Origin of the sequence: Sphingomonas sp. TDK1 (assembly GCF_001650735.1) — a bacterium.
In the GTDB taxonomy this organism is placed as follows: Bacteria; Pseudomonadota; Alphaproteobacteria; order Sphingomonadales; family Sphingomonadaceae; genus Sphingomonas.
In genome coordinates, this window is record NZ_LXVY01000001.1 from 17,926 (window position 1) to 44,751 (window position 26,826).

The 26,826-nt window shown below is 67.0% G+C and carries 19 protein-coding genes; 7 read left to right on the forward strand and 12 right to left on the reverse strand.

Annotated elements, in window-relative coordinates:
- Positions 1-166 precede the first annotated feature (166 nt).
- From A7X12_RS00070 to A7X12_RS00085, 4 genes are all read right to left on the reverse strand, one after another.
- A complete protein-coding gene (locus A7X12_RS00070) occupies positions 167-442 on the reverse strand; it encodes an HU family DNA-binding protein (RefSeq protein WP_064309608.1) in 276 nt (91 codons plus the stop codon).
- Between the two features lie 204 nt (positions 443-646).
- The gene (gene iolE, locus A7X12_RS00075) at positions 647-1,522 is read right to left on the reverse strand and encodes a myo-inosose-2 dehydratase (protein ID WP_064309609.1); all 876 of its coding nucleotides are present in this window, start codon (positions 1,520-1,522) and stop codon (positions 647-649) included.
- The gene (iolD, locus tag A7X12_RS00080) at positions 1,519-3,375 is read right to left on the reverse strand and encodes a 3D-(3,5/4)-trihydroxycyclohexane-1,2-dione acylhydrolase (decyclizing) (RefSeq protein ID WP_084444906.1); all 1,857 of its coding nucleotides are present in this window, start codon (positions 3,373-3,375) and stop codon (positions 1,519-1,521) included. Before iolD ends, iolE begins: the two co-directional genes overlap by 4 nt.
- Positions 3,276-5,201: a bifunctional 5-dehydro-2-deoxygluconokinase/5-dehydro-2-deoxyphosphogluconate aldolase gene (locus A7X12_RS00085; RefSeq protein WP_198161780.1), complete on the reverse strand. Its 1,926-nt coding sequence runs from the start codon at positions 5,199-5,201 to the stop codon at positions 3,276-3,278. The genes iolD and A7X12_RS00085 overlap by 100 nt, the downstream gene beginning before the upstream one ends.
- A 77-nt stretch (positions 5,202-5,278) precedes the next feature.
- Here A7X12_RS00085 and iolG point away from each other — a divergent pair, with 77 nt between their 5' ends.
- Positions 5,279-6,262: an inositol 2-dehydrogenase gene (gene iolG, locus A7X12_RS00090; protein WP_064309611.1), complete on the forward strand. Its 984-nt coding sequence runs from the start codon at positions 5,279-5,281 to the stop codon at positions 6,260-6,262.
- Between the two features lie 17 nt (positions 6,263-6,279).
- Here the strand turns inward: iolG and A7X12_RS00095 are convergent, their stop codons facing one another.
- From A7X12_RS00095 to A7X12_RS00105, 3 genes are all read right to left on the reverse strand, one after another.
- Positions 6,280-8,628, reverse strand: coding sequence for a GH92 family glycosyl hydrolase (locus A7X12_RS00095; protein ID WP_064309612.1), 2,349 nt, complete (start codon positions 8,626-8,628; stop codon positions 6,280-6,282).
- A gap of 10 nt (positions 8,629-8,638) precedes the next feature.
- Positions 8,639-11,425, reverse strand: coding sequence for a TonB-dependent receptor (locus tag A7X12_RS00100; RefSeq protein ID WP_064309613.1), 2,787 nt, complete (start codon positions 11,423-11,425; stop codon positions 8,639-8,641).
- A 143-nt stretch (positions 11,426-11,568) separates the two neighbouring features.
- Positions 11,569-12,459 carry a MurR/RpiR family transcriptional regulator gene (locus A7X12_RS00105; protein ID WP_064309614.1) on the reverse strand — a complete coding sequence of 297 codons (891 nt, stop codon included), beginning with the start codon at positions 12,457-12,459 and terminating at the stop codon, positions 11,569-11,571.
- Between the two features lie 171 nt (positions 12,460-12,630).
- Between A7X12_RS00105 and A7X12_RS00110 the strand changes: the two genes are divergently transcribed.
- The 4 genes from A7X12_RS00110 to galA are packed head-to-tail and all read left to right on the forward strand — an operon-like array spanning position 12,631 to position 19,180.
- Positions 12,631-14,013 carry an APC family permease gene (locus A7X12_RS00110; RefSeq protein ID WP_064309797.1) on the forward strand — a complete coding sequence of 461 codons (1,383 nt, stop codon included), beginning with the start codon at positions 12,631-12,633 and terminating at the stop codon, positions 14,011-14,013.
- On the forward strand, positions 14,013-14,939 hold the full coding sequence (locus A7X12_RS00115; protein WP_064309615.1) for a carbohydrate kinase family protein: 927 nt from the start codon (positions 14,013-14,015) through the stop codon (positions 14,937-14,939). Before A7X12_RS00110 ends, A7X12_RS00115 begins: the two co-directional genes overlap by 1 nt.
- Entirely contained in the window at positions 14,923-16,302 is a 1,380-nt protein-coding gene (locus tag A7X12_RS00120; protein ID WP_064309616.1) for a family 4 glycosyl hydrolase, read from the forward strand. Before A7X12_RS00115 ends, A7X12_RS00120 begins: the two co-directional genes overlap by 17 nt.
- A gap of 1 nt (position 16,303) precedes the next feature.
- Positions 16,304-19,180: a beta-galactosidase GalA gene (gene galA, locus A7X12_RS00125; protein ID WP_064309617.1), complete on the forward strand. Its 2,877-nt coding sequence runs from the start codon at positions 16,304-16,306 to the stop codon at positions 19,178-19,180.
- 434 nt (positions 19,181-19,614) lie between these two features.
- Here the strand turns inward: galA and A7X12_RS00130 are convergent, their stop codons facing one another.
- From A7X12_RS00130 to A7X12_RS00140, 3 genes are all read right to left on the reverse strand, one after another.
- Positions 19,615-20,481, reverse strand: a complete 867-nt coding sequence (locus tag A7X12_RS00130) for an alpha/beta hydrolase (protein ID WP_064309618.1) — start codon at positions 20,479-20,481, stop codon at positions 19,615-19,617.
- Between the two features lie 68 nt (positions 20,482-20,549).
- Positions 20,550-21,173, reverse strand: a complete 624-nt coding sequence (locus A7X12_RS00135; RefSeq protein WP_064309619.1) for a pyridoxamine 5'-phosphate oxidase family protein — start codon at positions 21,171-21,173, stop codon at positions 20,550-20,552.
- Positions 21,174-21,211: 38 nt separating this feature from the next.
- Complete coding sequence (locus A7X12_RS00140; RefSeq protein WP_064309620.1) at positions 21,212-21,895, reverse strand: isochorismatase family protein; 684 nt, start codon at positions 21,893-21,895, stop codon at positions 21,212-21,214.
- A 308-nt stretch (positions 21,896-22,203) separates the two neighbouring features.
- Here A7X12_RS00140 and A7X12_RS00145 point away from each other — a divergent pair, with 308 nt between their 5' ends.
- Entirely contained in the window at positions 22,204-22,821 is a 618-nt protein-coding gene (locus A7X12_RS00145; RefSeq protein ID WP_064309621.1) for a response regulator, read from the forward strand.
- Here the strand turns inward: A7X12_RS00145 and A7X12_RS24890 are convergent.
- The gene (locus A7X12_RS24890) at positions 22,729-23,223 is read right to left on the reverse strand and encodes a winged helix-turn-helix domain-containing protein (protein ID WP_084444908.1); all 495 of its coding nucleotides are present in this window, start codon (positions 23,221-23,223) and stop codon (positions 22,729-22,731) included. The two genes, A7X12_RS00145 and A7X12_RS24890, sit on opposite strands and share 93 nt — an antisense overlap.
- A gap of 204 nt (positions 23,224-23,427) precedes the next feature.
- Between A7X12_RS24890 and A7X12_RS00155 the strand changes: the two genes are divergently transcribed.
- Positions 23,428-26,517: a sensor histidine kinase gene (locus A7X12_RS00155; RefSeq protein WP_064309623.1), complete on the forward strand. Its 3,090-nt coding sequence runs from the start codon at positions 23,428-23,430 to the stop codon at positions 26,515-26,517.
- Here the strand turns inward: A7X12_RS00155 and A7X12_RS00160 are convergent.
- On the reverse strand, positions 26,514-26,810 hold the full coding sequence (locus tag A7X12_RS00160; protein WP_064309624.1) for a GNAT family N-acetyltransferase: 297 nt from the start codon (positions 26,808-26,810) through the stop codon (positions 26,514-26,516). The two genes, A7X12_RS00155 and A7X12_RS00160, sit on opposite strands and share 4 nt — an antisense overlap.
- Positions 26,811-26,826: the final 16 nt, after the last annotated feature.

The window sequence follows — 26,826 nt, forward strand, 5'->3', positions numbered from 1 at the left end:
CGTCCGAAACTCGACCTTCCATTTGCCGGCTGCTCGATTTCCTCGACCGGAAGCGTGCCAAGCGCGGCAGCAGCTTCGAGCACCGTTGCGGCGCTCGAAGCCTGTTCAATGGTCGGAATGTCGGATGCCCGCGCCTCCAGAAAGGCGCGGACCGCCTCGATACCGATCAGCCGTTAAGCTTGTCCTTCACCGCCTTGGCGGGCGTGAAGGCGAGCTTCTTCGACGCTGCAATCTGGATCGCTTCGCCGGTAGAAGGATTGCGGCCCTCACGCGCGGCGCTTTCCTTGACCTTGAACTTGCCGAAGCCGTTCAGCGACACTTCTTCACCCGCCGCTGCCGCCTCGGTGATGGCGGCGAAAATGCCGTCGACCAGCTTGCGCGCGTCGGCTTTGGTGAGGCCGTGCGCTTCGGAAATGCGGTCGGCGAGATCGGCATTGTTCATGGACGTGTTCTCCGTGTGAAAAGGGCGTGCCCTCTAGGTGCGGGTCATCAACATGTCCAGCGACTGGCGCCATCATGCGGCAACGGCACACTCCAGCGCGCCGATACGTTCTTCGCAGATCACCTGGACAGCCTGGCCCAGGACCTCAACGCGTTCGCGTAACCACGCCAGCTCTTCGGCCTCGCGCAGCACGGTCGAGCGCGATCACCAACGCCACTTTTGCCTAAGATGATCGAAGCCCATTTTCGCATGTTCGGCGGGGGCGGCATGCGCAGGATCCTGCTCGGCTTCCACCACGACCCAGCCAGCATAGCCGCTTTCCACCAATGCCGCGACGAGCGGCGCAAAGTCCAAGTCCCCGGTTCCGGGTGCGGCGAACATTCCGGCCACTACGCCATCAAGGAAGCTGCCGCCTCGGGCGCGAATTTCGGCGTAGCGAGCACTGCGTACGTCCTTGCAGTGCACATGCGCGATCCGGCCGCGATATCGCGTCACCACTTCCAGTGGATCAATTCCGCCATAGGCCGCGTGGCCGGTATCCAGCGTGAGTCCCACTCCTGCGCCCGTCGCGTCCAGCAGCCGCTGCAGATCCTCAGCCGTCTCAATCACGGTGCCCAGATGGTGGTGATAGGCGAAATGCAGCCCGCGATCGGCCACCGCCGCCGCCACCGCGTCCAGGCGCGCGCCCAGCACGCGCCAATCGTCCCCCGCCAGTCGCGGCGGCGCGTCGAGCCGCGAACGGCGATCACCATGCACTGCACTGCCCGTTTCGGCGAACACCACCACCGATGCCCCGCAGGCTTCCAGCAGGTCGAGATGCGGCGCCATCGCCGCGATCTCTGCCGCCGCATCGCGCCGCAACAGATCGCCGCCATACCAGCCGCCGATCAGCGCCAGTCCCTGCTCCCGCAGCAGCGGCGCCAGTAATCCGGCATCGCGCGGGAAGAGGTTACCCAGTTCAATCCCCTCGAATCCGATCGCCGCCGCCTCGCCGAGCAGCTGCTCCAGCGAGATGGGAGCGCAAAGCTCCGGCATGTCGTCATTGGCCCAGGCGATCGGGCTGACACCGATGCGGATCATTCCCCGCGTTCCGGCGCCGGCACGTCCCACCAATGGCCGCCAACCGTGCTAGCCCGATCCGGATCGGTGTGCAGGACGAGCACGCTACTGCGATCCGCCGCCTGCGCCCGCGCAACCGCCGCGCCCAACTCGCGCAGCTCCACCGCTTCGGCAAGCGCGCCCAGGCTGCGGGCATGGGCGACGAAGTCGATCGCGGGCGCCGGGCCTCGCAGATTGTTGAACGGCCGCCCGCCCTTCGCCTGTTGCAGCCGGTGGATGCAGCCGAAGCCGCCATTGTCGAGCAGCACGACGATAAGCTTAACCCCCATCGCCACCGATGTCGCGAGCTCGGAATTGAGCATCAGATAACTGCCATCGCCGACCATCACGATCACATCGCGCTCCGGCATCGCCAGCTTCGTGCCCAGCCCGCCGGCAATCTCATACCCCATGCAGGAAAAGCCATATTCGGCATGGTATCCGCCCGGCACCCGAACGCGCCAAAGCTTGTGCAACTCGCCCGGCAGCCCCCCGGCCGCGCACAGCACCACCGCGTCGTCCGGCACAACCGGCCACAGCGCACCGATCACCTGCGCATCCGAAGGCAGCGCATCGCCCGGCACCGTCGCCGCCTGCCAATCGCGGTTCCAGGCGGCGACCCGGTCGCAACCCGCCGCCTCCCAGGCCGGTGCTACCCGCCAATCCGCCAGCGCCTCCCCCAGCAGCGCCAGCGTGACGCCCGCATCCCCCAGCACCGGCAGCGCATCCTGCTTCGCCGAGTCGTGCGCCGCCACATTCACCTGCGCCAGCACCACGTGCGGGGAAAACAGCCGGCGCGATCCGGTGGTAAAGTCCTGCAAGCGGGTGCCGATGCCCAGGATCAGGTCCGCCTCCGCCGCCGCGCGATTGGCCGGATCGCTGCCGGTAACGCCGATCGCGCCCAGCGCCTGCGGATGGTCCCAGACCAAAGCCCCCTTGCCCGCCTGCGTCTCAGCCACCGGGATGCCGGTCGCTTCGGCCAGCGCGGCCAGCGCCGCTTCGCCGCGCGCATATAGCACCCCGCCCCCCGCCACGATCAGCGGCGCCCGCGCCGCCCGGATGTGCGCGACCAGTTCTGCCAGTTCCTGCGCATCGGGCACCGGCCGGCGGCGGCGCCAAACCCGTTTGCGGAACAGCGACGCCGGATAATCGTACGCCTCCGCCTGCACGTCCTGGCACAGGGCGATCGTAACCGGCCCGCATTGCGCCGGATCGGTCAGCACCGCCATCGCGCGGGGCAGCGCATCGATCAGCTGCTCGGGCCGGGTGATCCGGTCGAACAGCCGCGAGACCGGGCGCAGGCAATCATTCGCCGAGACGGTGGCGTCGTGAAACGCCTCGATCTGCTGGAGCACCGGATCGGGCCGCCGGCTGGCAAACACATCGCCGGGCAGCAACAGGATCGGCAGGCGGTTGGCATGCGCCACCGCCGCCGCCGTCACCAGATTGGTCGCGCCCGGCCCGATCGAGGTGGTGCAGGCCATCGCCCGCTCGCGCCGATGCGCCTTGGCGAAGGCGATCGCGGCATGCGCCATCCCCTGCTCGCTATGCGCACGGAAGGTGGGCAATACCTCTTCGACTTCGGCCAGCGCCGCGCCCATCCCGGCGACATTGCCATGGCCGAAGATCGCCCAGACGCCGCCGAAATAGAGCATCTCAACGCCGTCGACCAGGCTGACCTGCGCCGCCATCCAGCGCGCCAGCGCCTGGGCGGCAGTGCAGCGTACGGTTTTGCCTAGGGCCGTCGCGCCATTCTCCACGCCGCTACCAGCGCCTCGAAGTTCGCCGCGATTTCTTCCACCGCCGCATTGTCGCTGATCGATCCTGCAAACCATCGCTCCGCAGCATCGTGCCAGATCGTCCGGCCGACCGCAAAGCCCTTCACCACCGGAAAGCGTGCCGCCGCCGCGAACCGTTCGACCAGCCGCGCCGGGGTTTCCGACAGGCCGAGCAGCAGCACGCCTTCGCAATCGGGGTCATGGCGCTCGATCACCGCCGCAATGGCGGCCCAGGTCGCGGGGTCTCCGTCGGGCTCCAGCTTCCACCAATCGGGCACGACGCCGATGGTGTACAGATGCTCCAGCACTGCCGCGGTGGTATGCGTGTCGACCGCGCCATGGGCGGAAACGATCACTTCGATCAGCAGTGGGTGCCGCGTTGCCCGGCATGCCTGGAACAGTGCGAGCAGCGCCCGGTCCTGCGCTACACGCACGGCGGCCGGATCGTCGATGCGATAATAGACCAGGCATTTCACCACCTGCGGCGCCGGCCATTCGCGCAGCGTAACCGCCACTTCGGCGCCGCCTTCAAACGTCACCGGGCGCGATCCGGGCACTTCAATCGGGCGCCCCACCCAATAGGGCAGCGCGGCCGTCGCCTCCAGCGCCCGGGCACCGTCGTCGCCATCCAGCAGGATGCCGAAGTCGCGATCGCCCTGCGCCAGCTGGTCTGTCGCCTCCAGCACCAGCGCCTTGAACGCCGCGATCCGATCGGGCGTGGCCCCGGTGCGCGCCGCCAGCGTGCGGAAATGGGTGCGATGATCCACCGCCAGCACCACCAGCGACTCGTGGCGTCCAGTCCGCTCGACCGACCAGTGCACCCGTTCCAGCGCGACATCAGTGCGCAGCCGATAGGGAAGATCCGTGCGGCCCAGAAAATGCTGCAGCTCGCGCCAACTGGGCATCGCCGGCGCGCAGCCATGGCGCGAGACGACCAGCGCGCCGCACGCATTGCCCCAGCGGCACGCCGTCTCGAGCGTCTCCCCGCGCAACCAGCCACGCAGCAACCCGGCCATGAACGCATCGCCCGCGCCCAGCACGTTGAACACCTCTACCGGAAAGCCGGCCACCACGCGGCCACCCTCGATCCGATCGGGAATGTCGCCTTCGAACACGGCGCAGCCCTCGGCGCTGCGCTTGACGATGATCGGTGCATCGGTGCGCGCGCGAATGCCGTGCAGCGCGGCAAGATCGTCCTCGCTGCCGCCCAGGATGTGCACTTCCTCCTGCGTGCCGACAACAAGGTCGACGAGCGGCAGGATCTGCTGCAGCTTGGCGGTCACGGCGCGATCGGCAACGAAGCGCTGCTCGCCCATGCCCGGCGTCGCGGCACCCCAGAGCACCGGGCGATAATCGATGTCCAGGATAACCCGCCCACCACCGGCTCGCATCAGCCGCGCCGCCTTCATGCTCGCTGCGAACACGCCCGGTCGCGAGAGATGGGTACCGCTCAGCACCACCGCCCCGGCGCGGGCGAGAAGCGCGGGATCGATATCGCCCTCGTCGATCGCCATGTCGGCGCAATTTTCGCGGTAGAACAGTAACGGGAAGCGCTCGCCGTCGCGGATGCCGAGAAGTACCAACGCGGTCAGCCGCTCCGGGTCGGTCGAGACGGCGCGCGTCTCCACCCCTTCCCGATCCAGCTGTTCACGCAGAAACCGCCCCATGTGATCGTCCCCGACGCGCGTGATCAACGCGGTCTTCAACCCCAGCCGGGCGGCACCGATCGCCGTGTTGGTAGGGCTGCCGCCGACATATTTGGCGAAGCTGGTCATATCCTCCAGCCGGCCGCCGACCTGTTCGCCATACAGGTCCACCGCGGCGCGGCCGATCGCCACGAAATCGAGCCGGCCCGCCTGCGCCATCGCCCTGCCCTCTTCCATCGCCCGCCCTATCCTCATCCGCCCCTTGCCGACCGGCGGCAAGCTGTGGAATGGGCCCGGCAATAACGGAGGGCCGCATGCATGCAATCGCGCTGATCGGCGCCGGACGGATCGGGCGCATCCACGCCGCGAACGTCGCCGCCCATCCGGGCTTGCGACTGAAACATATTGTCGACCGCGATCCGACTGCCGCGTCCGCGCTCGCCGCGATTCATGGCGCCATATCGTCGCCGCTGGAGGCGGTACTTACGGATCCCGAAGTCGCCGGCGTGATCGTCGCCAGCGCAACGCCCAGCCACGTGCACCTCACCCTCGCGGCCGCGGACGCGGGCAAGGCGGTGCTGTGCGAAAAGCCGTTCGGCGGCGTGACGGCCGCGGCGCGGGGCGCGGCGGTGCGGCTCGACCGGTTGGGCGCGCGCGTGCTGATCGGGTTCAATCGTCGCTTCGATTCGCACTTCGCCGGCCTTCACGCCCGGCTTCGGGCGGGCGAAGTCGGCCCGTTGGAGGCGCTGCACCTTATCAGCCACGATCCGGCGCCACCGCCCGCCGACTATATCGCCGCTTCGGGCGGGCTGTTCCTCGACATGGCGATCCACGATTTCGACATGGCACGCTGGCTGATGGGCGCCAGCCCGGAAACGGTGTTCGCCACCGGGTCCTGCCTGGTCGATCCCGCGATCGGCGCCGCCGGCGACATCGACACCGCCCGCATCGTGCTTCGCAGCGCCGATGGGCGACTGTGCAGCATCAGCAACAGTCGCCGCAGCGGCTATGGCTATGACCAGCGGATCGAAGCCTATGGCGCGGCCGGCATGCTCCGCGTCGGCAATGTCGCGGCAAACGGAGTAGAGCGTTGGGATGCGAACGGCGGGCATGGCGCCACGCTGCAGAATTTCTTCCTCGATCGCTATGCCGATGCCTATCGCGCGGAGATCGACCAGTTCGCTGCAGTGCTGGACGGGGCCGCACCCGCGATCACCCCGCACGACGCCGTCGTCGCGCTCACGCTGGCAGAAGCCGCCGCGCGCTCCGCTCGATCGGGCAGAGTCGAACGCCTTTGATCGCGCCGCGCGGCGGGTCACGCCGTCGCCAACCGGCCGAACGAGGGTGGGCGATCGCCCGGCGCCTTGCCGAAGTCACGATTGGGCGTCTTCCCCATGCGAAAGCTGAGCGTGCCGCCGCGCACCAGATCGGCATGTGCCATCCAGCTCTTGCGCCACGGCCCGCCGTTCCAACGCACCTCCTGGACATAGGGCGCATCGGCACTCACGCCCGGCGCCTCGATCACCAGCCGCCGCCCGCCGCCCAGCGTCAGCGTGGCGCGGGCGTGCAGCGGGCTGCCGAACACATAGACACCGCTCACCGGATCGACCGGATAGAGGCCCAGCGCGCTCAGCACGTACCAGGCGCTCATCTGCCCGCAATCCTCATTGCCCGACAGCCCGTCCGGCGCATCGCGATACTGGCCTTCCAGCAGCATCCGCACCCGCGCCTGCGTCTTCCACGGCGCGCCGCAATAGGCGTAGAGATAGGCGATATGGTGGCTCGGCTCGTTGCCATGCGCATATTGGCCGACCATCCCGCTCACGTCGGGCGGGGCACCGGCCGGCAGGCTGCTGTCGGCGGCGAACAGCGCATCCAGCTTCGCCTCGAACGCAGAATCACCGCCGAACAGATCGATCAGCCCATAGACGTCGTGCTGGTTGAGGAACGTCGCCTGCCACGCATTGCACTCGGTAAAGTCGCGCCAATGCGCGGTATCGTGGCCGAGAGCGCGGGGATCGAACGGCTCTGCCCAGCGGCCGTCGGCCAGCTTGGGCCGCATGAAACCGGTCTTCGCATCGAACAAATGGCGATAGTTGCGCGAGCGTTCGCGCAGCCGGGCGGAATCGTCGTGCGCACCCGCGGCCTCGGCGATCCGGGCCATTGCCCAATCGTCATAGGCATATTCCAGCGTCTTGCTGGCGGCTTCGGCCACCTTGTCGCTGGGAATGTAGCCAAGCCGCCGATAGGGATCGAGGCCCTTGACCGTCTCGTCGAACGCCAGTGTGCGGAAGCGCGGCCACAGTGCGGCAACGTCGATGCCGGTGACGCCCTTTTCCAGCGCTTCGGCGATCACCACCGCCGAATGCCAGCCGATCATACAATGCGTCTCGATCCCCTGCAGCGGCCAGACCGGCGGGCCGCTGGGGCTCTCGAGGGTCATCCGCGCCAGCCCGCGCACCAGGTCGGCATTGCGCTCCGGCGCGGCCAGCGTCAGCAGCGGGTGCAGCGCCCGATAGGTGTCCCACAGCGAATAGGTGCTGTAATTATGCTGCCCCGCCGGCAGCGTGTGCACGGCCGTATCCATGCCGCGATAGCGCCCGTCGACGTCCGAAAACAGCGTCGGGGCCAGCATTGCGTGATAGGCGGCGGTGTAGAAGATGCGTGCCTGCGCCGCATCGCCGGTTTCCACCTGCAACCGGCCCAGCGCCGCCGTCCACGCCGCGCGGGCATCGGCCTGCACCCGATCGAAATCCCAGCCAGTGCCTTCGGCATCCAGGTTGCGGATCGCGCCCTCGACATCGACGCCGGACAGCGCCACCTTCACCACCAGCGGCGCGTCGGCCGCATCGGGGAAGAGCAGCGCCGCCTTCAGCGCGGCCCCGGCCACCGCGTCGCCGCCGACAGGCCGATCGTTGCTGCATAGCTGCGCTTCGGCAAAGGGACGCGACAGGCGCAGCGCGAAGTGGATCACCCGGCCGCTCGCCCATTGCTGGACGCGACGGCTGCCGACCAGCATGTCGCGGCCGATCAGCCGCAGCGACGCATCTGTCACCGGCGTGCGACGCGGCGGATCATAGCCCTCGCTCGCCGGATCGGGCTCGTCTCGCGCGCCATGCGCCAGATCGATCAGCAGATGCCCCGCGGCCGGAAAGCGATAGCGATGCCAGCCGACGCGTTCCCCCACGGTCAGTTCGGCGGCAATCCCGCTATCGGGGAAGCGGACAGCGTAATAGCCCGGCACGGCGCGCTCGTCGTCACGGCTGAAACGCTGGCGATAGCTACCCAGTGGTCGGTCCAGCGCGCCGGGATCGAGCAGCACCGACCCGGTGCGCGGCACCACCAACAGGTCGAGCAGATCGCCCACCCCCGTTCCGCTGAGATGGGTGTGTGAGAAGCCCAGCATCGTGCCGTCGTCATGGTGATAGCCCGAACACGCGTCCCAGCGGGCATTGTCCGTATCCGGGGAAAGCTGGACCATGCTGAACGGCCGCGTCGCGCCCGGATAGCAATGGCCGTGACCGCCGGTGCCGATGAACGGATCGACATGGGCGGCCGGGTCCGCCGAGGGAGCGGCGGCGGCTGGTGCTGCCCGCACCTCCCCCGCAGCAGCCGTCGCCGCGATGGCCAATCCTCCGGTCAGCACATCGCGGCGTGTCGTCATGCCGTCTTCCTCAGAACTTGTAGGTGGCGGTCAGCAAGGTGGTCGTGCCGGAATTGACGATGTCCGAAACGGCCAGGCTGTTCTTCCCGATATGCGCCCAATAGCTATAGGAATTGAACAGGTTGGAGACGGAGAGGTCCAGCTTCAGCGCCTTGGTCACTTCATAGCCGGCATGCACGTCGATGCGGTTGATCGGCCGCACCCACACATCGTCCCAGGTCGCGCCCTTGCCCAGCGTATCGTACACCGAGATGTAGCTGCCGGTATGGGTGTAGTTCAGGTCGAGACCGATCGGCCCGGCCTCGTAGAACAGCTGCACATTGGCGAGCAGGTCTGGCGCGTTCTGGATGCGGTCCATCCGCGTGCCGTCGCCCAGCACGTCGACCTTGGTCCACTGCCGCGTGATATTGCCGGCCACGCCCAGCCCGCTGAGCAGCCCGGGCAGCGCCGAGAATTTCTGCCGGGCGCTGGCTTCGATGCCGTAGATGTCGCCCGATCCACCATTTTGCGGGCGGAAGGTGATGGTGCCGGTGGTGACGCCCTGGTTGGTGCCGGTGACGATGCCGGCGCTGCTGCCCGCATCGAAGATGTAGTTGCGCAGGTGCTTGTAATAGCCCGCCAGCATCAGGTGGGTATCACCGAAATCCCATTCGCCCGACGCATCGATGTTGAGCGCGCGGATCGCCTTCAGGTCGGGATTGCCTTGGGTGATCGTCGTCACCCCGCCCGATACGTTGGTGCTCGACCCGCCACCCAGCTGCAGGAACGGCGGGCGGACATAGCTTGTCCACACGGATGCGCGGTACACGGCGTTGCCAGGGCGATAGTTGACCGCCACGCTGGGCAACAGCGCATCGAACTTGGCGACGTTGCTGCCGAACGAGCCGGTCTGCGTCACGCCGTTCAGCGTCGGCGTCACCCAGAAGATGTTGTCGATCTGGCTGTGCTCGAAGCGCACACCGGGGATCACCTCGACCTGGTTGAACACCAGCTTTGCCATAGCATAGCCGGCATAGACCTGCTCGGTCGCCTTCTGCGTGTTGCAGTTGAAGCTGTTGATCGGGTTGCTGCCGCAGGTATCGATCGTCGCATCGGTTGCGCCGCCGAGCTTGTTGAACAGCGCGAACAGCTTGCCCTGGTCGATTTCCGGCACGCCCCAGCCGTAACGGCCCGGCCACACGCTGGGATAGGTGGTGGAAATGATGCCCAGGTCGCCGAACGTGTTGGCACCGCCATAGTTCGGCACGGTATAATCGCGGTTGGTGACGGTGCGCTTGCTCTTTTCGTAGCGCGCGCCGACCTTCACGAACTGCACCACGCTGTCGTCAAAGTCGTAGCGCAGGTCGAGCCTCGCGCCGCCCTTCTTCTGCTCGCTGGTCTGCGGCGTATATTCGGGCGCGCCGCCCGCTGCCGGCATCCCGGCAATATTCCCCAGCGCCCCTGCGAGCTGCGGTGTCAGCAGCGGAACGGGGTAGCCCTTATTATAGCCGAACAACGTCCCGCCGCCAAAATCCAGACCGTTGCCGCTGGCGCCCAGCGTACGCGCCGCCACTTCGATATGGTTGGGGCGTTCGTTGCTGCCCCAGCTGTAGAAGAGGTTGGGCGAAATCGTCAGCGCACCGCGCTTGAAGTCACCGCCCAGCTGCGCGGTGCCCAGCGTGGCAAGCGCAGGGTTGGTTTCGTACCAGAAGCGGGTCGAGACGTTGCTGAGGATCGGCGCGTAGAGGCCATTGCCCAGCGGCGTGCCGTTGGATCCGGTCTGCTTGTTCATCGCGATGATCTGGGTCAGGTGGCTGTTCTGCTCGGTGTCCGCGCGGGCATAGGTCACGCGGGCATAGACGCTGGTACCGTCGTCCGGCCGCCAATCGAAGCTGGCGTTGCCGCCATAGCGTTCGGTCGAACCCGACGACATGCCGAAATTGGCGCCGGTCAGGATCAGGTTCGATGCGGGATCGAGGTTGCTTGGGTTCGAGCCATCGGCATTCTGCACGGCGAAGTCGAAGCCGAAATCGCAGCAGCCGGATGCCTGAATGCCGCCCACCAGACTGTTGGCGAAATGGCGGATGTCGTAAAAGGCACTGACATAGATTCCCAGCTGTTCGTCCGGCCCGAACTTGGTCGAGAAATCGCCACCCACGTTGAAGCCCAGGCCATCCTTGCCATAGGCGCGCGCGCGGCTTTCCAGCCGCCCGCCGACGGTGAGCGAACCCCGGGTACGATCGGTATAATCGAACGCCGAAGGGGTGCGGAAATCGATGGTGCCGCCGATCGCATCGCCCAACATATCGGGCTGCGAGGTCTTGTTGAGCACGATCGTCTGCAGACCGGAAGGCGGCAACAGGCTCAGCTGCACGCCGCGGCTATAGGGATTGCCCTGCGCCACCGCGACGCCGTTGATCAGGTTGAGATTATATTCGGAATTGAGGCCGCGAACGGAGACGAACATGCCCTCGCCGCGCGAGGCACCGTCAACGCCGCCGGCAAAGGCCGATCCGGTGTTCATCACGTTGATACCCGGCAGCATGCCCAGCGCCTCGGCAACGTTGTGCACCGCCGTATGCTTCAGGTCGTCGGCCGACAAGACGCTGGTGGTGTTGGAAGAGCGCATCTGCAGGCTGCTTGCCTCATAACGGGTGCCGACGACGACGATGTCGTTGGCGGCGCTGCTATTGGTGTCGTCCTTCTTGGGCGCTGCCTGCTCGACCGTCTGCGCCGCAGCCAGATCCGGCAGGATCAGCATTCCCGCCACCAATACTGTCCCGGCCAGCAACCGCACTCGCAGATTGGATCGCATCATTCCCACTCCCGCTGCGCCGAGGAAGCCGGCGCTCTATTTCAGACATGGAATGACAATGCCAATATTATGTCAATCTGCAAATTTCATTTTGAATTTTTTTGGTCCCGGTGTTGCATTCCAGTCTCAACCCAGCCGCGGTGGCGCTATTCGGACGGCAGGTCGGCATCCTCCGCGGCCGTGCCGCGCGCCACTTCCAGCCGATAGGCGAGCCCGACGACCAGCGCCTGCGCGACACACAGCGAAGCTGCCAGCGAGCGGAATCCGCGCACTTCCGATTCGCGCACCAGCAGGGTCTGGGTGGCCAGCTTGGCGATCGGGCTCAGCTGGCTGTCGGAGATCGCCAGCACCTTGGCGCCAGCCGCGACGGCGGTTTCGACCGCACTGACGGTCTCCGGCGCATAGGCGTGATAGCTGGTGGCGATCAGCACATCGCCTGCGCCGATCGCGCGGAACTGCTGCTGCGAAAGCCCGCCCACACCGTCGAGCAGGATCGTCGGCTTGCCCGCGCGGGGAATGGCATAGGCGAAATAGGCGGCGACCGGAAAGGCACGGCGCATTCCCGCGACATGGACGATATGCGCCTTTTCCAGCAGAGAAACTGCGTGCGCCAGCCCGTCATGGCCGATCACGTCGCGGAGGTTGCGCAGCGCGTTTATGTCGCCTTCGGTAAACTCGTCGATCAAAACGCCGACACCGTGATCGGAGACCGACTGGCTCACCGTAGCGTTGAACTGGTGCACCCGCTCGCCATAGCCCAGCGGATTGTTCTGGGCGAGGAAGCTGTCACGCAGCAGCTTCTGCATCGGCCCCGCGCCGCTGAAGCCCAATGCCTTGGCAAACCGCACGATGGCGGAGGGCTGGCTATCCGAACGCGCCGCCACCACCGTCAGCGTCTGGAGCGCCGTCTCTTCGGGATGATCGAGGACATAGCGCGCAACCTGTTGCAGCCGCTTGCTTAGCGTGTCGTAGCGCGCCAGGATTGCCGCACGCAGTTCCTCGGCATTGGTCGGCAGTTCGGTAATGCTGTCCTCCATACCATCCTCCAGCCCGCACCATAGCTGACAGATGTCGGTTTGCAATATTTGCGCCTGGAATGAAATTTCCATATTGACTTTATTTTGACACGCACCGTCTAATACGAGCATCGTTCCGTGGGGAAAATCGATGCCATCAGAAGCGTGCACAGCCTCGACACGGAAGCGAGCATGACCCCGGCATTGCTGGCCCATAGCGTTGCCGATGCCGAGCCTTCGGCAGCGCCGCGTCGGCTGCTGGGCCTACCCGGCGCGATTTCGGCGAACCTGCTCAACATGATCGGCATCGGGCCGTTCATCACGATCCCGCTAGCGCTGTCCGCGATGGGCGGTCCACAGGCACTGCTCGGCTGGCTGCTCGGTGCCGTGTTGTGCATGTTCGACGGCTTCGTATGGGCCGAGCTGGGTTCGGCGTTGCCCCGTTCGGGCGGTTCGTTTCACTATCTGCGCGAAGCCTTCGGCCCGCGGCGGCTGGGCCGGCTGTTCGGCTTTCTGTACCTTTGGCAGGTGCTGCTGACCGGGCCGATGTCGATTGCATCGGGCACCGTAGGCTTCGCGAAATACGCGACGTACCTGTGGCCGTCGCTCACCGGCTGGGAGATTGCGGCAATGGCGGCGGCGCTTTGCCTGCTGAACACGGTGCTGCTGTGGCGCGACGTGCGCTCGATCGAACGGCTTTCGGTAGTGGTCAGCGCCATCGTGATCGGCGCGTGCCTGTGGATCATCTGTTCGGGCGCGCTGCATTTCGATGCCGCCCGCGCCTTTGCCTTTCCGCCGGGCGCCTTCACGCTCAACCACGGCTTCTGGATGGGGCTGGGCGCGGCGACCCTGATCGGCGTCTATGATTATGGCGGGTACAACAATGTCTGCATGCTGGGCGGCGAAGTCCGCGACCCGCAGCGGACGATCCCCCGCGCCGTGCTGCTGTCGATCCCCATCGTCGCGCTGCTCTATATCGGGCTGAATCTCGCCATCCTCGGAGTATTGCCATGGCAGGAGGCCGCGCGCTCGCAAGCCGTGGTCGCCGATTTCATGCAGAAGCTCTACGGCCCGCTCGGCGGCACCACCGTCGCCATCCTGATCCTGATCGCCAGCTGGGGATCGGCGCTGGTCGTGCTGCTCGGCTATTCGCGCGTGCCCTATGCGGCGGCGGTGGAAGGCGAGTTCTTCACGCCCTTTGCCAGGCTGCACCCGCGCGGCGGCTTCCCCACGCTCTCACTGCTGTTCATGGGGCTCGCCTCCGCCGCGGCGTGCTTCATCTCGCTCGACAATCTGATCGCCGCGCTGATCGTGGTGCAGACGCTGTTCCAATATACCGCGCAGTGCTTCGCGGTGGTGATGCTGCGCCGCCAGAAGCGGCCCGGCTTCCGCATGCCGCTCTATCCCGTGCCCGTCATCGTCACGCTGATCGGCTGGCTGTATATCGTCACCACCAGCAAGCCGATTCACATCGTCGCCGGCATCGCGATGGTGGTGCTGGGCTCGGCGATGTTCCTGCTGCTGGCCAAGACGCGTAACCGCTGGCCGTTCGCGCCGTCGACGGAGACCCTTTGATGCCTGCCCCCAATCTCGACGTCGCCGTGATCGGCGAAATCTACGTCGACCATGTCTTTTCCGGTTTCACCCGTTGGCCCGCGCCGGGAGAGGAAGTGACCACCGAAGCCTATACCCGGGAAGTGGGCGGCGGCGCGGCGGCCACGGCGTGCGGGCTCGCGCGACTCGACCGCACGGTGGCGCTGGTCGGGCTGGTTGGCGCCGATGACCGCGACTGGTTCGCTGCCAGGCTGGCTCGCTACGGCGTCGCGCCAGACGGGCTGCGCGTCGGCAATGGCGCCAGCGGCACCACCATCAGCGTCTCGACCGCGCAGGACCGGTCGTTCTTCACCCATATCGGCGTGAACCACGATGTCGGCGCGCTGGCGGCCGGCGCGGGGCTGGCGGTGCTGCTCTCGGCCCGCCATGTCCATTTCGCCATGCCATTGCCGCGCGCCGTGGCCGAACAGGTGCTGCCCGCGCTCAAGGCCGCCGGCATCACCATGTCGCTCGACATGGGGTATCAGCCCGAATGGCTCGCCGATCCAGCGAACCGGCCTACCCTCGCCGCGGTCGATTATCTGATCCCGAACGAGAAAGAGGCCGAGCTGCTTTGCGGCAGCACGGAAGTCGACGCCTTTTTCGACGCTGCCGAAACGCTCGGCATCGCCCATCCGATGGTGAAGCTGGGCGCTCGCGGAGCCGCGGCACGGGAGGACGGGCACACCGTCTCCGTCGCGCCGCCGCCGGTCGAGGCGGTCGACGCCACTGGCGCGGGCGATGCCTTCGACGCCGGCTTCATCGACGCGCTGCTCGACGACGCCGATCCCAAGACGCGGTTGCAGCACGGCTGCATCACCGGCGCGCTTTCGACGCGCCAGCCCGGTGCGCTTGCCGCCATTCCCGACCGACACGAACTCCGGAGTACCCATGACCGTTTCTATTGACCGCAAGCTCGTCCTGATCGGCGGCGGCGGGGTCCGCACGCCGCTCGTCACCTTCGGCGTCAACGACGCGGCCGAAGCGTTGGGCGCCCGCGAACTCGTGCTGTGGGATCCCGATGCCGATCGGCTCGCGATCATGGCGGCGCTGGGCCGCGCGATCGTGAAGGCCGAGGGCGGCAGCCTGATCGTCCGCGAAGCCAGCTCGATCGAAGACGCCGTCGAAGGCGCCGCCTTCGTGATGAACTCGATCCGCGTCGGCGGCATCGCCGGCCGCGCCGCCGATGAGCGCACCGCGATCGACCATGGCTATCCCGGTCAGGAGACCACCGGCCCGGCCGGCGCCGCCATGGCGATGCGCACCGTGCCGATCGCGATAGAGCAGGCGCGGCTGGTGGAAAAGCTCAGCCCCGATGGCTGGATCGTCAACTTCACCAATCCGGCGGGCCTGATCACCCAGGCGGTGGCCGATCACAGCAACGCCAAGATCGTCGGCATCTGCGACACGCCAACCGAGCTGTTCCACAACATCGCCCATGCCCTCGGCGCGACGCTGGCGGATGTCGAGTGCGACTATGTCGGCCTCAACCATCTCGGCTGGGTGCGCGGCATCCGACTGCACGGCGAAGACGTGTTCGATCGCGTGCTGGCCGACGATGCGATCCTCGACAAGCTCTATACCGCCCCGGTGTTCGACAAGGCGATGATCCGCACGCTGCGACTGATCCCCACCGAATATCTGTTCTTCTATTATGAGCGCCGCCGCGCGCTGGCCAACCAATGCAAGCACGGATCGAGCCGCGGCACCGAAGTCGAAGCGCTCAATGTCGAGCTGATCGCCACGCTGCGCGACCGGCTGGGCGCCGATGACGGCCCCGGTGCGATCGCCGCCTATGCCGCCTATCTCAACCGCCGCTCGGGTTCGTATATGAAGCTGGAGGCCGAAGGCGGCTCGGCCTTCGACCCCGAATCGACCTTCGACATCGATCCGTTCCGTGTCGCCAGCGGCTATCACCGCATCGCGATCGATGTGATGAGCGCGCTCACCGGCGCCGTGCCGGCGACGATCGTGGTCAACACCCGCAATCGCGGCGCCGTGCCCGATCTGCCCGAGCGTTCGATCGTCGAAACCTCGTCGCAGATCAGCCGCGACAGCATCACCCCGCTGCCGATCGCGCCGCTGCCCGATCCCGCGATCGGCCTTGTCCATGGCATCAAGGCCTATGAGCGCGCCGCGATCGAAGCGGCGATCACCGGCGAGCGGCTGGCCGCGCGCAAGGCGCTGCTGATCCACCCGGCGATCGGCGAATGGGATCCGACCGGCGCGCTGCTCGCCGATCTGCTGGACCCCACCTGCCAGCATTGCTGACATGTCGCATCGGCCCAGCCGCCGCGCCTTCCTGAGCGAAGGCGCGGCGCTCGCGGCGGCAGGCAGCATCGCCCTGCCAGCCGCCAGCCGGGTCGAAAGCGCGCAGCCCCAGCCGCGCGAACGCCTGTCGTTCGATATCGGCTGGCGCTTTCACGAAGGCGACATCCCCTTCCCGCCACTGCTCGACCATGAGGCATCCTATGCCCATGCCAAGGCGGGCAATGCAGAAGGCGCGGCGGCCGACGCCTTTGACGACACCGGCTGGCAAAGCGTGCGACTGCCGCACGATTGGGCCGTCGCCCAGCCGTTCGATCGCGCCGCGAATGTCGACCAGGGCTATCGCCGCCGCGGCATCGGCTGGTACCGGCGCAGCTTCGCGTTGGACCTGGCCGATCGCGGCCGTGCGCTGACGCTGTGCTTCGACGGTATCGCCACCCATGCCACGGTGTGGATCAACGGCATGCTCGCCCATCGCCAGTTCGGCGGCAGCACCGGCTTTACCATCGATCTGACGCCGTTCGCCCGCTTCGGCGACGACCTGAATACGATTGCGATCCGCGTCGATGCCGATGCCAGCGAAGGCTGGTGGTACGAAGGCGCCGGCATTTATCGCCACGCCTGGCTGCTCAAGCGCGCACCGGTGCATATCGCGGTCGACGGCGTCCACGCCGCGCCCTGCCGCGCCGAGAGCGGCGACTGGACGGTGCCGGTGGCGCTGGCCCTCGCCAATCAAGGCCCTGCAACCTCGGTACAGATCGAAGCCCTGCTGCTCGACGGCAACACCGTCGTCGCCCGAAGGCAGGGCACCGCAGCCGTCGCCCGAAGGCAGGGCACCGCAGCCGTCGCCGCTCAGGCCGAAGCGACCGCGAAGCTGGATCTGGCCATCGCCGCGCCCCGCCTCTGGTCCCCCGACAGCCCCACCCTGTACACGCTGCGCACGCGCCTGCTCGGCCCGGCGGGCGTGCTGGATGCGGTGGACACGGCAATCGGCTTCCGCACGCTGCGCTTCGATGCCGATCAAGGCTTCTTTCTCAACGACGCCCCGCTCAAGATCCGCGGTACCTGCGCGCATCAGGATCATGCCGGCATCGGCGTCGCGGTGCCGGACAGCCTGTGGGACTTCCGCCTGCGTCGCATCCAGGCGATGGGCGCCAACGCGCTGCGCACCGCGCACAATCCGCCCGCCCCCGAACTGCTCGACGCCGCCGATCGGCTGGGCGTGCTGGTCCTCAACGAATATCGCGAGCTCAGCGCCGCCGCCGACACGCTCGATCGGCTCGCCAGCTTCGTGCGCCGCGACCGCAATCACCCCAGCGTCTTCCTCTGGTCGCTGTGCAACGAGGAATCGCTGCAATCTAGCGCGGTCGGCGTAGCGATGTTCACGCGGATGAAGGCGGTGGTCCGCGCGCTCGATCCCGATCGTCCGATCACCGCCGCGCTGAACGGCGCGATGTTCGCCGAACCCAACATCGCCGACCAGCTCGACGTCGTCGGCTTCAACTATGGCACCGGCCAGTTCGATCGCTTCCACGCAGCCCATCCCACGGCGCCGCTGCTCGTTTCAGAAGACACCTCTGCCTTCGCCACCCGCGGCGCCGCACGCACCGATCGCGCCGGGCAGGGTCTGGCCGACGACGACAGCGAGCACGCCGCCTGGGGCAGCACCCACCGCGCCGCCTGGGCGACGGTCGCGGCGCGGCCCTTCGTCGCGGGCAGCTTCTTTTGGACCGCCTTCGACTATCGCGGCGAGCCGACACCGTTCGAATGGCCGAGCGTCGCGTCCTTTTTCGGCGCGATGGACCAATGCGGTTTCGCCAAAGCCGCGTTCCACGTCCGCCGCGCCTTGTGGTCCGCGGCGCCGGTGCTGCAACTCTGGCCTCACTGGAACTGGCCCGGCCGCGAGGGCCAGCAGGTGCCGCTCAGCGTCATTGCCAGTGCCGATCGGGTGGAGCTGCGCCTGAACGGCCGCGTCGTCGCCGAGCTCGCCCTACACGGCGACGTGCTGGCACGCACCGCGCTGACCTACACGCCCGGCGTCCTCGAAGCCCTGGCCTATCGCGGCGACCGCATCGTCGCGCGCCAGCGGCTGGAAACCGCCGGCCCACCTGTCGCCCTGCGGCTCACCCCCGATCGCACCCGCATCCTCAGTGACGGTCGCGATGCGGTGCCGGTCACAGTGGAAGCCGTCGACGCCCAAGGCCGCGCAGTGCCCATCGCCGACACGGCCTTCGCTCTGTCGGTGCAGGGCGGTACGATCCTCGGAACCGGCAATGGCGATCCCAACCGCCACGCGCCGGAAACGCCCGGCGCCTGCGCGTTGTTCGCAGGACTGGCCCAGACGATCCTCCGCTCCGACGGCGCACCGGCGGTACGCCTGACCGCGACCGCTCCCGGACTCCGCCCCGCGATTCTTTACCTCTCCGCCATCCCCCACGACGTCCCCGCCATTCCCGCGATCGACGGCCGCCAGCAGCTCTCCGAATGGCGCGTCGCCCCGGCCGCCGCCGCCCCGCCCGATCTTGCCCGCCGTGTCGCTCCCGGCGATATGAACAGCTGGGCGTGGCTCAAGCCCGGCGCGGTCGAACCCGGCGATCCCGCGCGCCGCTGGGTGCTGTTCCAGCTTGCCTTCACGCCTCGCGATCAGGCCGCCCAGCGCGGCGGCACGATCGTCTTCGCCACGCTGATCGGCACGGTACGGCTGTGGCTCGACGGCAAGCTGGTCGCCGAAAAATCCGATCCGGCCCCCACCCGCTTTGTCGTAGCGCTGCCACCCGGTCGGGGCGAACGCCTGCTCCAGCTGCTGTTCGATACCGGGGGGCGCGATGCGCCGTTCGGCCTTGCCGGAAGCGTCGCGATCCTTCCCGCCCCCCTCACCTGAAAGTTCTCTCCGTGTCGTAGATTGCTGCATGTCTTCCGCTCGCGCACCGCGCGTCTCCTGTCAGCGCCAGCCAACGCCCACTCGGCTTCTGGCGGGGCGGGATCGCCATCGCCACCGGCTATGGCTGGGGATCGGTCGGCGCTGGTTTTGGGGGCTGACCCCCTAGTCCGTCTCGGTGGTCGGGAACCGGCGAGCTGTGCGTCCAGCGATGCGGCCCGAATATCCCCCCGCCGCACGCATCCTGCCACCAGCGACTTGGTGCACTTGAATGCTGCATGGCTGCACGAACGTGCAATTTTCCGCAAAGCCGTATCTGGAAATCGGTGGACTTTCGCGGAGGGGGCCTTGGGACGCAGCGTGCCACCAGTCGTTCATCGGATTTCCAAATGCCGTCAAAGCGGACAGGCCTCCGGGCTGGCCTGCGCATGCCTTGCTCACGTCCTGGGTAAGGCAGTCGGCAGGCGCTCCTCGATCCATAGCGCTATGTCTCCGAGAACCGCCTCTCGTCCGAAATCCGCCAGAAGGTCGTGAAACGCGCCATCGTAGAACCTCAGCCTTTTATCTCTTGATGCCGCGGCTTCATAAAAGCGCTGGCTACCACTGGCTCGCGTCGCTCTGTCTGCGGTGCCGTGGATGATGAAGACCGGCGTAGTGCATTGCGAGAATTCGCGTTCAAGCCGTTCTCCCGCCCGGATCAGTGCGGCAACCGTGATGGCGGGCTGCGTCTCCCTGGCGGTCAGCGGATCGGTATCGAGGAGCCCGACTCGAACGGGATCACGCGAAAAGTCCTCGTTTTTCAACCTCAACACACGGGCGCGGGGTGCGAGGCGGCTGAACAGCTTGAGACAGGTCAACGCGATGCGGGGCGCAGGCAGGCGAAAGGCGAAGCTCTCGCAAATCAGGCCATGTAGGCCGAAGGGGTGCTCGATCGCGTAGAGGCAGGCCGCCACGCCACCTGCGCTGTGCCCTAGCAGGTATAACGGCAGATCCTGATCGCGTCGCCGGGCCAGCTCCACCATGGCGGCGATATCCGCGACATAATCTTCGAACCGTTCGACGAGGAAGCGCGGCCCGCTGGATCGGCCACGCCCTCGAAGGTCCAGCGCGTAGACGACGAAGCCCGCGGCCACGAATTGCTCCGCGACCCACTGATACTGGCCGCCATGCGCATTGAACCCGTGACAAATCGTAACGACCGCGCGCGGCGACGAAGAAGGGCGCCAGCTGCGGACGAAAATGGACGCGTGATCGGTCGTTAGGGTAATTTCTTCAGGAACGAGTTGGGGGGCACTTACGGTCATGGTTCAATTCCTTCAGGCCCAGTTCGTCGGAGGAAGGATACCTTCCCGAAGCATGCTCCGACGCAGCATCAGTCGCGCTCGGTCCGTTGCCGGCGAAGCTCGGCATTTTCCCGTTCCAGCGCCGCCAGTCGGTCGTGCAGTGGCTGAACGGCTGCTTCGATCTCGCGCTCGCTGAACCGCGGCACGATATGCTGCGGACAGTTCCAATCGAAGGCGACCAGCCGCAGCCGGAAGATTCGCTCGATCGATGCTGCATAACCGGGATCCGCCACGCGCTCCGCGATTGCCGGGTCGGCACCAGGCATCAGCGTCTCGACATGCACGTAGATTTTCAGCCGGGCGCGCCGGCCATAATCCATCAGGATCAGGCACGCCCGATCGTTCGTCCGGAAATTGCCCGTGCTGATATATTGGCGATTGCCCCGATAATCTGCGAAGGCGAGCGTCCGCGGATCGAGCATTTTCAGGAAGCCAGGCGGCCCGCCGCGATGCTGCACATAGGGCCAGCCGGTTTCCGATACCGACGCGATGTAGAAGCTGTCGCGCTGCGCGAGGAATGCCGCTTCGTCTGCGGTGAAGTGATCGAAGGCGCGGTGACCTTTGAACGATGTCCAAACGCCATCCGCCCCCATTTCCGCCTGTACGGCCGCGACGCCCGGCGTGCGGGCCACGTCCATGAAACCGTATGGCATAGCGCCCCTCCCTCGTTCATTCCGGCCGGCGGCCCTGCCTATGCGATCGCGTCTCGCGCCGCCTGCTGGGCACGCACATAGCTCTCGATCACCGCCGCATAATTCGGCGCGGCCAGACCGTAGAGCTTGGCCAGCTCGGCGGCTTCGGGGCGCGCCCAGGTGCGGTGGAGTTCGGAGAGCAGCGCATTGGTCGAGGTCGGCTTCACGCCGCCTTGGACGAAGCGCGCGAGCGAAATTTGCGAGACCATCTCGCTCGGATCGCCAGACGCGTCGAGCACCGCATAGACCTCGAACCCGGCCGCCCGGGCATCGAGCGCCGGGAACATCACGCACACGCTGGTCCACACCCCCGCCATCACCAGCGTCTTGCGCCCGGTCCGGCGGACCGTTGCGACGAAATCGTCATTATCCCAGGCATTCACCTCGCCCTTGCGCGGCACATAGACGGCGTGCGGGGCATGGAGGGCGATTTCCGGCATCAGCGGTCCGTTGGACCCGGCTGGTTCGGAAGCGGTGGTGATGACCGGGATGTCCAGCAGCGACGCGAGTCGGGCGATCATCTCGACATTGCGGCGAAGGTCGGCGACGGGGATGTCCTTCACCGTCTGGAACAGGCCCGACTGGTGATCGAGGAGCAGGATCACGGTATCGGCCGGGTCCATCAGCATGGCGCCGCCGCCGCTGGCAAGCACGCTGGATTTGGGGGAGAGGGACGAAGGCATGATCGTTATCCTGTGGGTTTGCCCCTGCCCGCCGGCAGCGGCCGGGGTAGCTGGTGGTGGAAATGCAACGAAGTTGTACGCGACATCGGCGCGACGCTTTGGTCAGCTGTGGTAAGCTGCGGTTAAGCGCAGGCATCGCCCGGCGGATTGGGTGCAATGGCGCAAGCTCGCGGCGCCGTTCCGGGTAACGAGATCGCGGCAAACCGTGGAAATTTCGTGCGGGATCGCTAGGATGCTCCCCGGTGACTATCAGGGGCGACGGCGCTTTCCGGGGAAAGGGAGGGACGCCGCCAGGGGATTGGGGAAGCGTGACGATACGGGTGCTGACGGTCGACGATCACGCAACGGTCCGCGATGGCGTGGCCGCGCTGGTCGCGCGGCAGCCCGACATGGAGATTGCGGGCGAAGCGGCGAACGGCACCGAGGCCGCCGCCATGTTCCGGGCGCTCGCCCCGGACGTGACGCTGATGGATCTCCAGATGCCCGACATGGACGGCATCGAAGCGATCGATGCGATCCTGAACCTGTGCCCCAAAGCCAGGATATTGGTGTTGACCACCTATTCGGGGGACGCGCAGGCCGTGCGCGCCATTCGTGCCGGCGCGGCAGGCTATCTGCTGAAAAGTTGCCTGCGCACCGAGTTGTTGGACGCGATCCGCGCCGTCCATGCCGGCCGTCGCGCGATGAGTGCGGAAATCAGCCACGCCGTGGCCGAACATGCGCTCGACGAGCCGCTGACCGATCGCGAGATGGCCATTCTGGGTATGGTCGCCGAGGGGCATCCCAACAAGCAGATCGCCCGCAACCTCGATGTCTCGCCGGATACGATCAAGTCACACCTCAAGAACATCTTCGCGAAGCTGGGAGTGGATGATCGCACCCATGCCGTCACCGTCGCGATCCGGCGCGGCTTCTTTCATCGCTGAGGCGGAGCCGGCCGGCACTCCATCCTGCACGTCGGCGATGAAGCGATAGCCGCGGCCGGTGACGGTGGCGATGTACCTCGGCGCCTCCACCGCTTCGCCCAGCACCTTGCGGAGGCTGGCGACATGCACCTTGAGGTTACCGTCGCCGACGAAGGTGTCGGGCCAAGTGCGGGCGCGCAGCTCGCGCTTGCTGACGACCTCCCCCGGCCGCTCGGCCAGCACGGTGAGGATGTCGAGCGCGCGCGCGCCAATCTTGACCGGCACGCCATGCTTGAGCAGCAGCTGCCGGCCGGGTTTCAGAACGAAGGGACCGAAACGGAAGCAGCGCTCGATCGCTCGCACCAGCGTTGCCGGATAGGCCGGCAACGCTGGTGCGGGCACCGATAGAGCAGTAGACGGCATGGTGACGGCCTCCGGTTGGATCGCTCCCGACGGGGCCTGACGCCCTACGCCAGAACGATCCTGTTGCGCCGCGGAGACTACGCCGGTGCCGTTCCGGCAGCACCCTACCCCCGGGTCGCCGAGCTTCACCCATTTGGGTGATCGACACGGCGCGGCGCCATCGCGCCTCGTGACACCGGGGCCGCTTTGGACGAGACACAGGGCATGTCGCTCGCCGCGAAATACCGGATCCTGACCATCCTGGCCCCGCTGTGGAGCATCGGTGACGCCTGGGCAGCGGGCGAACCGCGGAGTCTGCAGCAACTGCGGCATACCGCGTGGACCGTCCGCGAGGGCGCCCCACCGGAGATCTGGGCGCTCGCGCAGTCGCGCGACGGCTATCTCTGGCTGGGCACGGGGAGCGGGCTGTATCGCTTCGACGGCGCACGCTTCGACAAATTTCGCCCGTTCCCACGCGAGCACCTCCCTTCGCTCAACGTCAACTCTCTGCTCGCCACCCGCACCGGGGACCTCTGGATCGGTTTCGCGTCCGGTGCCGTGGCGCGGCTCCGCGCCGGTCATCTCACCACGTTCGATCTCGGGATCCCGTCCGTTCCCGTTCTGGCGCTGGCCGAAGACCGCGCAGGGATGATCTGGGCGGTCTTGGGCGAAGATAATCGCGGCGGCGTCGCGCGCTTCCATCGGGGACGATGGCAGATGCTGGACCGCCGTCACGGCGTGGCAGCAGGCGCCGCAACCAGTGTGGTCGCAGCTTCGGACGGGGCGATATGGATCGCGGTGGGCGGCGAGCTGGCCGTGCTGCGCCCCGGCGCCGTCCGCTTCGCGCGGGTTCCGGCTTCCGCATCGGAGCGCCCGCAATTGCGGCAGGCACCCGATGGCGCAATCTGGCTGAGCACCGGCGCCCGCCCCGGCCTCCAGCGCATTGCAGGATCTGCGGCCGGCGAGCGCCAGACATGGGTCCAGCCGCCGAGGACGGCCAATCCTCGCGCGGAAAGCATGCTGTTCGATCGGCGCGGCGGGCTTTGGGGCACCTATGGCAGCGGCGGCGTCTTTCGTCTCGGCCTCGGCTGGATCGGCGGCGCCCTCCTTCCCAACGGGGTGCGCGAGCGGTTCGGCGTGGAGCGTGGTCTTACCTCCAACCTCGCCAACCCCATCCTGGAAGACCGTGAAGGCAATATCTGGGTGGGGACAAATCTCGGCCTCGATCAATTTCGAGAAACCAGCGCGGTGGTGGCCACCGGGCTGCCGACGGATTCGCGGAACGGCTACCGGATCGCGCCGGGTCCGGCGGGCGCGATGTTGGTGACGACCAACGAAGCGCTGTTTCTGGCGAGTCCGGGACGCACCGCGCAAAAGCTGGGTCGGCTTCCGCGGCGCCCGTTGATCCTGCACACAGATGCGCTGGCACGCGTCTGGATCGGCACCGATCGGACGCTGGGTATTTGGTCCGGCACGACCGTGCGCGACGTGCCCCTGCCCTGGCGCAAGCCGACGCCGTTTGCGCTGGTCGAGGAAACGCCGGGCCGGATCTGCGTCTCTTCGCCCAACGGCGCATTTTGCCGGAAGAACGATAGATGGGAGCCCGAGCCGCGGCTCGCGACGACAGGCAATCCACCGACGCAGCTACTGCGCGACGGCACCGGCCGTACCTGGATCGCCGAAGGGGATCGCATCGAGCTGATCGAGGGGAGGACACGACGCGCATTCTCCGCGCGCAAGGATCTGGCGCTGGGTACCGTCGTGGTCATCGCGGTTCGGGGAAGCCATGTCTATGCGGGCGGCGACTTCGGGCTGGCCCGGTTCGACGGCACGCGCTTCGTCACCCTGCGCTCGGACGTGCATCCCTTTCTGAGCCGGACAGCCGGAATCGTCGAAACCGCCGCGGGCGACCTCTGGCTCAACACTGCCGGCGGTGTGGTCAGGATTGCCAAGGTCGATATCGAGGAAGCGTTCGCCCACCCCAGCCGCCCGCTGAAGGCGCGGGTATTCGATCGCGACGACGGCATGCCCGGCGTGGCACAGCAGGACTCCTGGTCGCAAACGGCCATCGAAGCATCGGACGGGCGCCTCTGGTTCCTGACCCGCGTCGGCGTCGCCTGGATCGATCCCGACCAGCTCTTCTTCAACCGGCTGCCCCCGCCGGTAATCATCAAGTCGCTGACGGCGGGTGGCCGCACGTATTCGGGCGAGGCGCCTGTTCGGCTGCCGAAGGGCACGTCCAACCTCCAGATCGCCTACACCGCGACAAGCCTGTCCGTACCCTCGCGCGTGCAGTTTCGCTACCAGCTAGAGGGAATCGACGACGGCTGGGTAGACGCGGGCGCGCGCCGCGAAGCCTTCTACACCGGGCTAGCACCGGGCAGCTATCGGTTCCGCCTGATGGCAGCGAACGAGGACGGCGTGTGGAACCGACAGGGCGCGACCCTGGCGTTTGAGATCCCGCCCACCTTCGTACAGAGTTGGGCCTTCCGCCTGCTCTGCGGCCTGGGCGCGCTGCTGATATTGTGGCTGCTATACAGACTTCGTCTTCGTGCCGCCGCCCATCGCATCCGGGCGCGGATGGCCGAACGGATGGGCGAGCGCGAACGCATCGCCCGCGAGTTGCACGACACGCTGCTGCAATCGGTCCAGACACTCACGCTGCATGTACAGGTGGCAGTGGAAGACCTGCCGCAAAACACGCCGGAACGCGCCAAGCTGGAAAGCGCCCTGAACCGTGCCGACCGGGCGATATCGGAGGGGCGCGACCGCGTGCGCGACCTGCGTACACAGCTCGATCCGGACGGCATCGTCGAGATCCTCGCCGGGATCGTCGCCGAACAGGGCTTCGATCCCGCCATGGCGGTTCGCATCCAGGCGAATGGAGATATCCGCCCGCTTGGCCAGATCGCGCTGGACGAGATCGTCCGCATCGTCGGTGAAGCGGTTGCGAATGTCCGCCAGCACGCGAATGCAACCCAGTTGCGCATCGACATCCGCTTCGCCCGCCCGTTCACGATCCGGCTCTCGGACGACGGTGCCGGAATCCCTGCGCCGGTCCTCGATTGCGGGCGCAAGGCCGGCCATTACGGGCTGCAAGGAATGCGGGAACGCGCAAGGAAGCTCCGCGGCACCCTCGCCATCCGCGCGCCGGCAGGCGGCGGAACGGAGCTGGTGCTCACGATCCCGGCGCATGTCGCCTATGCCCGTCGCAGCGGATCGCGGTGGTCGGCGTGGCGGGACAGGCTACCGCGTCTGTTCAATGCCCGGCTGTGGCGGCGCCTCGCCGCCTCCCGGCACATCACCATCGACTAGACCGGCTGGGACTCCGCCAGGAGATCCCGCTCTTCAGGATGGCGCTGTAGATAGGCGCTGACGAACGGACAGCGCGAGACGATCCGCAATCCCTGCGCGCGCACGTCTGCCAGCGCCCCGGCGATCAGGCGGCTGGCGATCCCCTGCCCTTCGAGGGCCTTGGGGACGACCGTGTGGGTGAAGACGAGGATGCCGTCGCGACGCCGATATTCCGAAAAGGCGATTCCCTTCGCGGTCGCCAGTTCGTAGCGGCGCGCGTCCAGGTTGTTCCGAACTTCGCTGTCACCGTGCATCGTCGCTCCTCCACCA